Origin of the sequence: Streptomyces sp. NPDC007084 (assembly GCF_040703595.1) — a bacterium.
In the GTDB taxonomy this organism is placed as follows: Bacteria; Actinomycetota; Actinomycetes; order Streptomycetales; family Streptomycetaceae; genus Streptomyces.
In genome coordinates this window covers 1-12523 of record NZ_JBEYFY010000050.1, presented here as the reverse complement: position 1 = coordinate 12523, position 12523 = coordinate 1, and the positions used below count along the sequence as shown (strand labels likewise).

The following is a 12523-nucleotide window of genomic DNA, read 5'->3' as shown; positions in this document are numbered from 1 at the left end:
TTCCGTCTCGTTCCTGCACGGCGGCTCACCCCTTCCAGCGGGACAGGGCCGGAAGGGCGTCGCGGGCGGTCGCCCCGTCGGCCGCGGCGGTCTCGTCCACGACGCCGAGATAGCGGCGGCGCACCTCGTCGGAGGCGGCGAGTTCGTCGGAGGGGCCGGACAGGGTCACCTCGCCGACCTCCAGGACGTAGGCCGTCGCGGCGAGCCGCAGCGCCAGGGCGGCGTTCTGCTCGACCAGCAGGACGGAGGTGCCCTGCTGGTTGATCTCCCGCACGGTGTCGGCGATCCGGGCCGCCATCAGCGGGGCGAGCCCGAGCGAGGGCTCGTCCAGCAGCAGCACCTTGGGGGCGCCCATCAGGGCCCGGCCGACGGCGAGCATCTGCTGTTCCCCTCCGGACAGCAGCCCCGCCCGCTGCTGGGCCCGGTCGGCGAGCACCGGGAACAGATCGTGCACGCGCCGCAGGGCCCGCGCCCGGTCCGTCCGGCCGCCGGTGCCGCCGAGGGCCCCGGCGCGCAAATTGTCGGCGACCGTCATCCGGGCGAACACCCGCCGCCCTTCCGGGACTTGGGAGACCCCGGCGGCCACCACCCGGTCCGGCGCCAGCCGGTCCAGCGGCCGGCCGCCCAGCGTGACGGTGCCGCCGGTCACCGCTCCCCCGTGGAAGGAGAGCGTCCGGCACACCGCCCGCAGCAGCGTCGACTTGCCCGCGCCGTTGCCGCCGAGCACCGTCACGACGGTCCCCTCCGGCACCTCCAGCGACACATGGCGCAGGGCGCGTACGGGGCCGTATCCGACCGACAGTTCCCGCACGAGCAGAGCGGAACCGCCCATGGCACCTCCCTTGTCTCCCTCGGTGTGGCGTCTGCCTCGGTGTGGCGCTCACCTCAGCACCGGTGGGACCGCCCGTCCACGGCCCGCGGGCGATACGCGGCGGGGGCCCAGCGGTGACGCCCGCGCGTTGTGCACGCGCACAACACCGCGTGTCAGGGGCCTGCGCGGACCGCCGCCCCGGTGGCATCCTCCGGCCGTGGGAGGACGCGGAGCGTGGACCGGTCACGAAGGGAAGCCGCTCACAAAGTCGTGCGCGGCTCTGCTGGACGCGCTCCTGGAGGGCCAGGAGACGCCGGGGCTCGCGGCACGGGCCGCCGCGGTCCTGGACCTGCCCGAGGACGGCGCGTACGTAGTGGTCGTGCTGCGCACGGAATCCCATGACGGACGGGACGGATGGGACGGACCGAGCGGCCGGGGCGGCGGACGCGACGGAGGGGAGGGAAGGGACGGAAGGGACGGAGGCGATGGAGGGGACAGCGGGCGCGACGAGGGGGCTGGACGGGAGGGGGGTCGCCGGGAGTCGGCGGGCGCGGGGCTGCGGTTCATCTGGCGGGTGGGGGCCGACCGCGCGATCGGCGTGGTCGCCTTGGACGCCGGCCAGGGCCTCGACGGGGTGGCCCGGCTGCTGGACGGGCAGTGTTCAGGACCCGGCGGGATCAGCCCGGTCGTCTCGGGACTCGGCGAGCTGGGCCGGGCCCGGCGGTGGGCGGAGCTGGCGCTGCGCACCTGTCCGCCGGGCGCGACCGGCGTCGTACGCCTGGACCGGCGGATGCCGGCCGCGCTCGTGGTGAGCCGGCCGGACCTGGCGGGCCGGCTGGTGTCAGAGGTGTTCGGCGCGCTGCTGGAACGCGCGCCGGGCGACCAAGCCGTACTGATCGAGACGCTGGACACGTGGCTGGCCTGCGAGGGCTCGGCTGGCCGGGCGGCAGCCCGCCTGCGCTGCCACCGGAACACCGTGCTCAACCGCCTGCGCCGCCTGGAACACCTGACGTCCCGCTCCCTGGCCCGCCCCCGGGACCTGATCGAGATGACCTTGGCGCTGGACGCGTACCGGTTGGTGGGGGTGGGGGCAGGGGCGGGAGCGGGGTGTCGGGATACCGCGAGGTGACCCGGGGCCGTCGGGCGGCGGCCCCGGGAGCGACCGTCCGCCGGCGGCCCCCGGAGCGCTCGGGCGCAGGTCAGGTCAGGTCAGGTCAGGTCAGGTCAGGTCACGCCACGCCACGCCACGCCACGTCACGTCACGTCAGGAAGTCGCGCCCGATGTTCTCCGCGACGCGTTCCAGGATCGGCCCCGCGTCGGCGATGCACCTGGCGATGTCGGGCTCGACCTCGGTGAGGGGGTAGGCCCGGCGGATTCCGGCGGTGCCGAGCGCCTCCGGCCGGAGGGTGAGCCGGCCGCAGACGGCGACGACCTCCTTGCCCTCGGCGCGGGCGGCCGCCGCGACCCCGGCGGGCGCCTTGCCGTGCAGCGTCTGCTCGTCGAGGGACCCCTCCCCGGTGATCACCAGCGTGGCCCGCTCCAGGGCGGACGCGAAGCCGAGGACGTCGAGCATGACCTCGATGCCGGCCCGGAAACGGGCGCCGAGGACGAGCGCCCCGTAGCCGATACCGCCGGCGGCGCCCGCGCCGGGCGCGGCGGCGTACTCGGCGGCCTTCGGGCCGATCGCCTTCTCCAGGACCGTGGCGAAGTGGGCGAGCGCGGCGTCCAGGGTCGCCACGTCGTCGGGGCTCGCGCCCTTCTGCGGCCCGTACACCGCCGGCGCGCCCTTGGGCCCGGTCAGCGGGTTGTCCACGTCGCTGGCGAGGACGAGATCGACGGCGGCGAGCCGCTCGTCCAGCCCCGACAGGTCCGCGCTCTCCACCTCGCGCAGCACGGCGCCGCCGGGCGCCACGGGCGTACCGCCGGCGTCCAGGAAGCGAGCGCCGAGCGCGGACAGCATGCCCGCGCCGCCGTCCGTGGTCGCGCTGCCGCCGACGCCGAAGACGATGGTGCGCGCGCCGGCGTCGAGCGCGGCGCGCAGCAGTTCTCCGGAGCCGTACGTCGAGGCGGTCAGCGGGGCGAAGACGCCCTCGGGGAGCCGCTGCAACCCGCTCGCCTCGGCCATCTCCACGACCGCGGTGTCCCCGCGCAGCGCGTACGCGGCCGTCACCTCGTCGCCGAGCGGGCCGGCGACGCGCAGCTCGCGGCGCTCGAACCCGGCCGCGACCGCGGCGTCGACGGTGCCGTCACCGCCGTCGGCCACGGGCAGCGACTCGACCTCGACGCCGGGCACGGCGCGGCGCAGTCCGGCCGTCACGCGCTCGGCGACCTGTACGGCCGTCAGCGATCCCTTGAACTTGTCCGCGGCGATGAGCACACGGGGGGTCCGATCCACTGCAGCGTCCGCCACCTTGCATTCCCCTTGCTTTCGGGCCTTGCACACGTCAAGGCAGTCGCGCCGCTGCGACCATAACCGCCCCACCCCCTCCCCGTCATGCCCCGCCCGGCCGACGGGACGGCCCACCGCCGGCGTGTTGTCCCACCTCGTCCGGCACCCGACCGTGCTGCCGGCGGAACGTGCCGGACCCGGAGGGCGGCCGGCCGGCGGCGGAGGGCCGTCCTTCGTCCGGGCGGCGGCTCGGGGCTCGTTACCCTTCCCCCATGACCACTTCGGACTTCGCCGCCTACATCGCCGGACTGCCGCGTGTCCTCGCCGGGGCCGCCGTTCTCTTCCGTGACGTGGAGGGGCGGGTCCTGCTGGTCGAGCCGAACTATCGGGAGGGGTGGGGGCTTCCGGGCGGGACCGTGGAGTCGGATGACGGGGAGAGTCCGCGGCAGGGCGCGCGTCGTGAGACGGCCGAGGAGATCGGGCTCGACGTGCGGCCCGGCCGGCTGCTGGTCGTCGACTGGGTGCAGGGGCCTGGCCGGCCTCCGCTGGTCGCCTACCTGTACGACGGCGGGGTGCTCACCGACGCGGACTTCACCGCGATCCGGCTCCAGGAGGAGGAACTGCTGTCCTGGCGTCTGGTGCCACGCGCCGAGCTGGACACGTATCTGCGGGGTGCGCTCGCCGGACGCGTCCACGCGGCCCTTGACGTACTGGAGGAGCAGGGTACGGGCGCGGCGGAGCTGGAGAACGGTCAGCGGGTGGGCTGAGCAGGGCCGCACAGGGCTCGGGGAGCACCTCGAAAGGGCGCTCCATATCTTGGTCGCCAGCCCCTCCACCTGCACGGATTCCGAGATCTGCCGGTCCGTCATTCCCGTGGCAAGCTGATCGGTGGGCCCCCGGCCGTTGTCCGGCCGGTGGCGGCGTCTAGGCACGAGGAGTTCCCATGGCTACGACGGATACGCACCGGCGTGACACCGGTGGCGGTTCTGGAATGTGGGTGTCCGGCTGGACCGCGTTCGCCGGGGTCATGATGATCTTCGGCGGTGCGATGGCGATCTTCCAGGGCATCTCCGCCATCGCGAAGGACGACGTCTTCGTCGCCACCCGCGACTACACGTACAGCTTCGACCTGACGGGCTGGGGCTGGATCCACCTCGTCCTCGGCCTCCTCGTCGTCATGGCGGGCCTCGCACTGTTCCGCGGCGTGCTGTGGGCCCGTGTCGTGGGTGTCGTACTGGCCGGCCTGTCCATGATCGCCAACTTCATGTGGCTGCCGTACCAGCCGGTGTGGGCGATCGTCCTGATCGCCATCGACGCGTTCGTCATCTGGGCCCTGTGCGTGGGCCCCGGTCGGGACGCCCACGCCCGCTAGCCCCCTCGGCAGCTCCCACGGAAGCACGGCAGCTCCCACGGAAGCGCGGCAGCTCCCACGGGAGCGCGGGCTCAGGCGGTCGGCTCGTAGACACCGCGTCACGCGGTCAGCTCGTAGATGCTCTTGCCCACCAGCCACAGGCCGAGGAACAGCACCACCGTCACCAGGGCCTCGTCCTGGTGGGCCTCCAGCCAGGTGCGCAGCTTCCCGAGGCGCACGGCGGCCGACCGCGGGGCGAACGTGGCGTACAGCTCCATGGTGAGCAGGCTGGACGAGGCCAGCAGGCAGTAGCCCATGAGGGCCGCGTAGGACGCGAAGTGCGCGAGGTCGGCCTTGACGACGGTGGCGGCGCCGGCCGCGATCATGCCCCAGGGCTGGAGCAGCAGGGCGAGGCCGGCCGCGGACCAGGGCGAGATGCGTTCGACGCGTGACATGAACCCGGAGGGCCGGCGCCGGTTGCCCATCCTGCGGCGGGTGCGTTCCGCGTAGCCGAGGAGCCCGACTCCTACGGCGAGTTTGACGGCGAGCGCCGCGGTGGACGGCGAGGACTTCGCGGCCGGTGGCTCGCCGCCGGTCATGAGCAGCACGACGGCGATGATGCCGACGAAGGTGGCGAGCCAGGTGAGGAGGAAGGCGAGGCCCTTCCAGACGCCGTTGCGGGCCGACAGGACCAGGACGAATCCGGTGACTGGCAACGGGTTCAGGGCGATCGCCAGGCCGATGAGGACCAGGTCAAGGACCATCAGCGCTCCCGCGTCGCCGCACGCCCCCTCACGCGGCGCACGTCAGGGCGCCTCGCGTATGCACTCATCGTCCGCTTCGCGGCCCGCCTCCACAAATCCGCTGTGGCGGGGTGCGGCGCGGCCGGGTGCGGGCACGGGACGGACGGGGCACCGGCGTCCATGGCTGTGCCGCGCTGCGGCCCGCACGACTCCGGGACGGGCGAGGCGGGGATGGCCACCGCTGTGCCGTGCTGCGGCCCGCACGACTCCGGGACGGCCATCGCTGTGCCGCGCTGCGGCCCGCACGACTCCGGGACGGCCATCGCCGTGCCGCCCCGCGGCCCGCACGACGCCGGCCGTACGGTGCCTCGGGCCGCCCCGCACCGCCACCCCGCACCCCTCCCTCCCCGACTCGCCGGACCCACCCCCCGGGGATACCTTGATGGCGGGGCCGGGTGCTCTTGGCGGCCGGCGGGCAGGGACCGCGACCCGAGGACGGTGGCCGGCATGACGCCCAAGCATCCGGCCGACGACCGGGCCCCGCGCCGTACGCCGAAGGAGCGGGCCGCGCTCGGCAAGGCCGCCCGGGCCGCCGTACCGCGCTCCTGTCACGCCGACTACTCCCCCTCGGCGAAGCGGCCCGACCCGGTGGACGTCGTCGAGGCGCAGTCGGTGAACCGCCTCTCCGAGCTGGTCCCCATCCGCTACGGCAGGATGACCGAGTCGCCCTTCCGCTTCTACCGGGGCGCCGCCGCCCTCATGGCAGGCGACCTCGCAGACACCCCGCGGACCGGCATCCGGGCCCAACTGTGCGGTGACGCGCACCTGTTGAACTTCCGGCTGCTCGCCTCCCCGGAACGCCGGCTGATGTTCGACATCAACGACTTCGACGAGACCCTGCCGGGACCGTGGGAGTGGGACGTCAAACGGCTGTCCGCCAGCTTCGTCATCGCGGCCCGGGCCAACGGCTTCGGCACCAAGGAGCGGGCCGGGATCGTCCGCGCCACGGTGCGCTCCTACCGCGAGTGGATGCGCCGCTTCGCCGCGCTGGGCCATCTCGCCGTCTGGTACACCCAGTTCGACGAGGAGTGGGTACGCACCCATTTCGCGGGGGAGTTGAGCGAGCGGGCCCGGGAGCGCTGGTCACAGTCGGCGGCCAAGGCGCGGACCCGGGACAGCGTCCACGCCTTCGGCAAACTCACCCACGTGGTCGACGGCAGGGCCCGTATCACCGCGAACCCGCCACTCGTCACCCCGCTGGAGGACCTGCTCCCGGGCCTCGAACGGGACTCGCTGGAGCGGGAGTTCCGCAAACTGGTCGGACGCTACGGGCACAGTCTCAACTCGGACCGGCGATTCCTGCTGGAGCAGTACCGGATCGCGGACGTGGCCCGCAAGGTGGTCGGGGTGGGCAGCGTGGGCACCCGCTGCTGGATCATCCTGCTGCTCGGCCGGGACGACGACGATCCGCTGCTCCTCCAGGCCAAGGAGGCGGGCGAGTCGGTGCTCGCCCCGTTCGCCGGCGCCGGCGTGTACCGGACGCAGGGCGAGCGGGTGGTCGCGGGGCAGCGGCTGATGCAGGCCACCAGCGACATCTTCCTCGGCTGGGAGCGGGCCGACGGCATCGACGGGCGCCGACGGGACTTCTATCTGCGGCAGTTGAGGGACTGGAAGGGCATCGCGCGGCCCGAGGTGATGGTGCCGTCGGGCATGCGGGCCTTCGGCGAGCTGTGCGGTGCGACGCTCGCCCGCGCCCACGCCCGGTCGGGCGACCGGATCGCGATCGCCTCGTATCTCGGCGGCGGTGACGTCTTCGACCGTGCGCTGGTCACGTTCGCCGAGCGTTACGCGGACCAGAACGAACGGGACCACCAGGCGCTCGTCGCCGCCGTCCGCACCGGCAGGATCAAGGCCGAGACGGCCTGAGACAAGGGCCTGAGACAAGGGCCGGAGACGAGGGCCTGAGACAGAGGCCCGGCCGCGGGTCAGGACCGCGGGGCCCGGTACGACGGAGACGACGGAGATGACGGAGGCGACGGAGGCGACAGAAGGTCCCGACAAGAAGCCCTGGCAAGGAACAAGGAGGCTGCCCGCATGGACCGTTATCCGCCGATCGCCGACCACGGTCTCATCGGAGACCTCCAGACCGCCGCCCTCGTCTCGTCACAGGGCGTGGTCAACTGGTTCGCGGCGCCACGCTTCGACTCCCCCAGCATCTTCGCCTCGTTGCTCGACCACGAGGGCGGCGGCTACTTCCGGCTCGCGCCCGAGCATCCGGAGGGAACCTGGCGGCAGTTGTACTACCCGGACACCGCCCTGCTGGTGACCCGCTTCATGTCGCCGGACGGGGTGGGCGAGGTCATCGACCACATGTCGGTCCTCACGGACAGGACACCGAGCGACCGGCACCGTCTGGTGCGCGTCGTGCGCTGTGTGCGCGGAACCGTGCGCTTCGCGCTGGAGTGCAGGCCCCGGTTCGACTACGCGCGGGCCGGCCACGACCTCGAACTCGGCGCCGACGGGGCGACGTTCCGGTCCTCCGGCATCACCGCCCACCTCCAGGGCGCGATCCCGCTCGAACGCGACGGACAGGACGTCCGGGGCGGCGTCACGCTGCGCAACGGGGAGACGGCGGGCGTCGTGTTCACCGTGTGCGGCCCGGACGAGCCGCCCCCGCCGGTCCCCACCGTCGACACGATCACCCAAGACCTCTGGGACAACGTCGACTTCTGGCAGCGGTGGGTGCGCACCTCCAACTACCGGGGCCGCTGGACGGAGATGGTGCACCGCTCCGCGATCACCCTCAAGCTCCTCACCTACGCCCCCACCGGCGCCCCGGTCGCCGCCGCCACGATGGGCCTGCCCGAACAGGTCGGCGGCGAACGCAACTGGGACTACCGCTACACGTGGATCCGGGACGGCTCGCTGTCGGTGCGCGCGCTCCTCGACCTCGGATACGTGGAGGAGGCGACCCAGTTCACGCACTGGCTCGGCGAGCGTTTCGCGGACCGCGCGGGCGCCGCGGGCGAACCCCTCCAGATCATGTACCGGGTCGACGGCGACCCGCATCTGACGGAGGAGATCCTGGAGCACTTCGAGGGCTACCGCGGCTCGTACCCGGTCCGCGCGGGCAACGCGGCCTCGGACCAGTTGCAGCTCGACATCTACGGCGAGGCGCTGTACGCCCTGGCGCAGGGCCGCGAGGTGGGCGAACAGGCGGGCTACCACGGCTGGAAGGGCCTGTCCGCCGTGCTCGACTGGCTGGCCGACTCCTGGGACCGGCCCGACGAGGGGATCTGGGAGACCCGGGGCGGCCGCAAGGACTTCACGTACAGCCGGGTGATGTGCTGGGCGGCCTTCGACCGGGGTCTGAAGCTGGCCGCCGAGTTCAGCAGGCCGGCCGACACCCAGCGCTGGACCCGGGCCCGGGACGCGATCCTCGAACAGGTCATGGAACGCGGCTGGAGCGAGCGGGAACAGGCCCTCGTCCAGCACTACGGCGGTGACGTCCTGGACGCCTCGCTGCTGCTCGCGCCCCGCGTCGGCTTCGTCTCGCCGCGCAGCCCCGGCTGGCTGTCCACCCTGGACGCCATGGAACGCGTCCTGGTCTCCGACAGCCTGGTCTACCGCTACGACCCCGAGGCCTCGCCCGACGGACTGCGCGGCTCCGAGGGCACGTTCAGCCTCTGCACGTTCCTGTACGTCGACGCCCTCGCCCGCGCGGGACGCCTCCCCCAGGCCCGCTACACCTTCGAGAAGATGCAGACGTACGCCAACCATGTCGGCCTGTTCGCGGAGGAGATCGGCCCGAGCGGCGAACAACTCGGCAACTTCCCGCAGGCGTTCACCCACCTGTCCCTCATCATGGCCGCGACGACCCTGGACGAGTCCCTGGACCGCGCCTTCGAACGGGGCGGCCACTGAGCGGAGCGGTCAGAACAGGGCCGCTCCGCTTTCGAAGTCCAGGAGGCGCTGCTTGCGGTCCAGGCCGCCGCCGTAGCCGGTGAGGCTTCCGTTCGCGCCGACCACCCGGTGGCAGGGCACGATGATGCCGACCGGGTTCCTGCCGTTGGCGAGGCCCACCGCGCGGGAGGCGCCCAGGCCGCCGAGGGCTTCGGCGAGTTCGCCGTACGAGCGGGTCTCGCCGTAGGGGATCCGCCGGAGCTGCTCCCAGACGCGGAGCTGGAACGGGGTTCCCGTCAGGCGCAGTTCGACGGTGAAGTCCTTCAGCTCGCCCGCGAAATAGGCGTCCAGCTGTTCCCTCACCTCGCCGAAGAGCATGTCGTCCTGCGGGCCGAAGGTCTCCTCTTGGGGGCGGTGGCGCTGGTCGACCATGTAGAGGCCGCACAGGACACCGTCGTCGGCGACGAGGGTGAGGGGCCCGTAGGGACTGTCGATCACCATGTGCTGTTTCACTGAGGGTCCTTGAGACGCGGTGTTCGTGGTGGATGGGGTGCGGATGGGTACCCGGTGGCGGAGGCGGGCCGGGTCAGGCGGGGAGGACGTTGACCGGGTGGTCGGTGGTCGCCCACAGGTACTGGACGGCGTACGCCCGCCAGGGGCGCCAGGCCGCGGCCCGGGCGGTGAGCGCCGCGGGTGTGGACGGCAGGCCCAACTCCTTGGCCGCGTACCGGATTCCGAGGTCGGTGGGGAGGAAGGCGTCCGGGTCGCCGAGCGCCCGCATCGCGATCACGTCGACCGTCCAGGGCCCGAACCCGGGCAGCGCGAGCAGCCGCGCCCTGGCCTCCGCCCAGTCGCTCTCCATTCCCAACCGGATTGTTCCGGAGGCGAGTTCGGCGACGAGGTTGGTGAGGGTGGTCCGGCGGGTCCGGGGCATCGCGAGGGACGCGGGGTCGACCGCGGCGAGCGCTCCCGGCGTGGGGAAGAGGTGGGTGAGACCGCCCTCCGGGTCGTCTAGCGGCTCGCCGTGCGCGAGGACCAGCCGGGCGGCATGGGTGCGCGCGGCGGCCGTGGAGACCTGCTGCCCCAGCACGGCCCGTACGGCGAACTCGTCCTCGTCCACCGTGCGCGGCACCCGGCGGCCGGGCGCCTTGTCGACCAGGGGCGCGAGCAGCGGGTCCGACCGGAGCTGGTCGTCCACGGCGACCGGGTCCGCGTCCAGGTCGAGCAGGCGGCGGCACCGGCTGATCGCGACGGGCAGGTCACGCAGGTCGCTGAGGCCGAGCCGGCACGCGATGTGGTCCGGCATCGGCGTCAGAGCGGCGATCCCGTGCCCGTACGGCAGTCGCAGGGTCCGCCGGTAGGCACCGTCGCGCCACTCCTCCACCCCCGGTACGGCGGTCGCGGCGAGGTGTCCGAAGAGGTTGGCCGGGTTGAGCGGGGCGCGGAAGGGGAGCCGGAGGTTCAGAACTCCCGGGGTGTGGGTTCCGGCGGCGGTTCCCGTCCGCTTCTTGGGCAGGCGGGCGCGCAGTTCGCCGGGTGAGAGGGCGAAGACCTCGCGGACGGTGTCGTTGAAGGTGCGGATCGAGGAGAAGCCGGCGGCGAAGGCGATCTCGGCCATCGGGAGCGGGGTCGTCTCGATGAGCAGCCGTGCGGTCTGGGCGCGCTGGGCACGGGCCAGCGCGAGGGGACCGGCACCCAGTTCGGAGAGGAGCTGCCGTTCGATCTGCCGGGTGCTGTAGCCGAGCCGGGTGGCGAGGCCGGGCACGCCCTCGCGGTCGACCACGCCGTCGCCGATCAGCCGCATCGCGCGGGCCACCAGGTCGGCGCGGTGGTTCCACTCGGGCGAACCGGGACTGGTGTCGGGGCGGCAGCGCTTGCAGGCCCGGAAGCCGGCCTGCTGACAGGCCGCCGCGCTCGGCAGGAACGTCATGTTCTCCGGCTTGGGCGGCACGACCGGGCAGCTCGGCCGGCAGTAGATCCGCGTGGTGGTGACCGCCGTGAAGAACCATCCGTCGAAGCGCGCGTCCTTCGACTGGACGGCCCGCACGCAGCGCTCCGTGTCGGTGTGCATACCGTTCCGCATGCCCCCAGCATCGGTCACCCGGCGGGACCGGGCTGGCGGGAATCCGACATCTGCCTCGCCCGGCCTGCACCGGCACGGGCATTGGCATTGGCATTGGCATTGGCCGGGGGCTGTCTTTTCGCACACGCGGGTGCGGGGTGCGGTGCCGTGGTACTGCTGCTCACAGCACCCGGCGCCGGACCAGGACCCCCAGGGTCACCAGCCCCGGCACCAGGGGCAGCCAGGCGGTCAGCAGCCGGTAGCCGAGGACCGTCGAGGCCGCCGCGCCGCCGGGCGCCCCCGCGAGGGTCAGGGCGAACGCGAGGGCGGCGTCGAGGGAGCCGATGCCGCCCGGGGTGGGCAGCAGGACGGCGGCGCTGCTCGCGGCGAGGAAGGCGAGGGCCACCCGCGCGGGCGGCAGCGGGAGGCCGACGGCCTGGGTGACCGCGATGACGACGGCGCAGTGCAGCGCGGCGAAGGCGAGGGAGCCGCCCCACAGGGCGGCGGCCCGCGCGGGCCGTTCGTGGACGGCCCGCACGTCCAGCAGGACCCGGCGCAGGGCGCGCCGCAGCGGTCCGGCCAGGAACAGCGCGGCGACGACGGCCGCCACGACGGTCCCGGCACAGGCGGCCAGGGTCCACGCGGGCCCGGGCGTGGGAGGGCGGGGGACGCGCAGCACGCCGGGGCAGGCGAGGGCGAGGCCGCCGATCAGGCAGCCGCGTGCGACGGTTCCGGCGCCGGCCTTGACGGCGAGTGCGGTGGCGGCGCGGGTGAGGGGCAGTCCGCACCGGGTCAGGAAGCGCAGGTTGACGGCGCCCGCGCCCAGCCCGGAGGGCAGGAGGTGGTTGGCGGAGCAGGCCGCGAACTGCGCGGCGACCAGCTTCGCGGCGGGTAACTGCCGGGCCACCGCGCCTTGTTGGGCGAGTGCGGAGGCCGGCCAGGTCGCGCCGGCCGCGACGGCGGCCACCAGCAGCCAGCCGCGGTCGGCCCCCGCGAGGCGGGCGACCCCGGCGGCGACGGCGGGCCAGTGACGGTGAGCGAGGTAGGCCGCGCACACCAGCACGAGCAGGGAGATCCCGGCCTGCCAGGACATCCGCCCACGGGACCCGGGCGGCCGGCACTCGCCCGCAGGGACCGGCGCGGTCGCGGACGCGGACGCGGACGCTGGCGCTGGACGGCGCCCGCCCGCTCCGGGCTCTTCTTCTCCGTGGTGCTGAAGCCCACCGGCGTGCCCGTCGAACGCTGGGGCTGGCTGCCGCTGCT

Annotated in this window: 10 protein-coding genes and 2 pseudogenes; 6 read left to right on the top strand and 6 right to left on the bottom strand. The window is 73.7% G+C overall.

Going from position 1 to position 12523, the window contains the following annotated elements; genetic code table 11:
- Positions 1–25: 25 nt before the first annotated feature.
- A complete protein-coding gene (locus AB0912_RS28360; RefSeq protein WP_366704687.1) occupies positions 26–832 on the bottom strand; it encodes an ABC transporter ATP-binding protein in 807 nt (268 codons plus the stop codon).
- 256 nt (positions 833–1088) lie between these two features.
- Here AB0912_RS28360 and AB0912_RS28355 point away from each other — a divergent pair.
- A pseudogene (locus AB0912_RS28355) lies at positions 1089–1940 on the top strand (helix-turn-helix domain-containing protein); the annotation flags it as partial.
- Between the two features lie 130 nt (positions 1941–2070).
- Here AB0912_RS28355 and AB0912_RS28350 read toward each other — a convergent pair.
- Complete coding sequence (locus tag AB0912_RS28350; RefSeq protein WP_366704685.1) at positions 2071–3207, bottom strand: glycerate kinase; 1137 nt, start codon at positions 3205–3207, stop codon at positions 2071–2073.
- Between the two features lie 266 nt (positions 3208–3473).
- Between AB0912_RS28350 and AB0912_RS28345 the strand changes: the two genes are divergently transcribed.
- Positions 3474–3968, top strand: a complete 495-nt coding sequence (locus AB0912_RS28345) for an NUDIX hydrolase (RefSeq protein ID WP_366704683.1) — start codon at positions 3474–3476, stop codon at positions 3966–3968.
- 176 nt (positions 3969–4144) lie between these two features.
- Positions 4145–4573, top strand: coding sequence for a hypothetical protein (locus tag AB0912_RS28340; RefSeq protein WP_366704681.1), 429 nt, complete (start codon positions 4145–4147; stop codon positions 4571–4573).
- A gap of 98 nt (positions 4574–4671) precedes the next feature.
- Here AB0912_RS28340 and AB0912_RS28335 read toward each other — a convergent pair whose 3' ends face one another.
- A complete protein-coding gene (locus AB0912_RS28335; protein WP_366704679.1) occupies positions 4672–5316 on the bottom strand; it encodes a GAP family protein in 645 nt (214 codons plus the stop codon).
- Between the two features lie 486 nt (positions 5317–5802).
- Here AB0912_RS28335 and AB0912_RS28330 point away from each other — a divergent pair, with 486 nt between their 5' ends.
- Both AB0912_RS28330 and AB0912_RS28325 read left to right on the top strand, forming a co-directional pair.
- The gene (locus AB0912_RS28330) at positions 5803–7221 is read left to right on the top strand and encodes a DUF2252 domain-containing protein (protein ID WP_366704677.1); all 1419 of its coding nucleotides are present in this window, start codon (positions 5803–5805) and stop codon (positions 7219–7221) included.
- A 168-nt stretch (positions 7222–7389) separates the two neighbouring features.
- The gene (locus AB0912_RS28325; RefSeq protein ID WP_366704675.1) at positions 7390–9219 is read left to right on the top strand and encodes a glycoside hydrolase family 15 protein; all 1830 of its coding nucleotides are present in this window, start codon (positions 7390–7392) and stop codon (positions 9217–9219) included.
- A gap of 9 nt (positions 9220–9228) precedes the next feature.
- On the opposite strand, the gene AB0912_RS28320 is transcribed toward AB0912_RS28325, so the two are convergent.
- From AB0912_RS28320 to AB0912_RS28310, 3 genes are all read right to left on the bottom strand, one after another.
- On the bottom strand, positions 9229–9711 hold the full coding sequence (locus AB0912_RS28320; RefSeq protein WP_366704673.1) for a methylated-DNA--[protein]-cysteine S-methyltransferase: 483 nt from the start codon (positions 9709–9711) through the stop codon (positions 9229–9231).
- A gap of 73 nt (positions 9712–9784) precedes the next feature.
- Positions 9785–11269, bottom strand: a complete 1485-nt coding sequence (locus AB0912_RS28315) for an AlkA N-terminal domain-containing protein (protein ID WP_366704740.1) — start codon at positions 11267–11269, stop codon at positions 9785–9787.
- Between the two features lie 172 nt (positions 11270–11441).
- The gene (locus AB0912_RS28310; RefSeq protein ID WP_366704671.1) at positions 11442–12353 is read right to left on the bottom strand and encodes a lysylphosphatidylglycerol synthase domain-containing protein; all 912 of its coding nucleotides are present in this window, start codon (positions 12351–12353) and stop codon (positions 11442–11444) included.
- Positions 12354–12407: 54 nt separating this feature from the next.
- On the opposite strand from AB0912_RS28310, the pseudogene AB0912_RS28305 reads away from it, so the two are divergent.
- Positions 12408–12523: pseudogene (locus AB0912_RS28305) on the top strand (biotin--[acetyl-CoA-carboxylase] ligase); the annotation flags it as partial.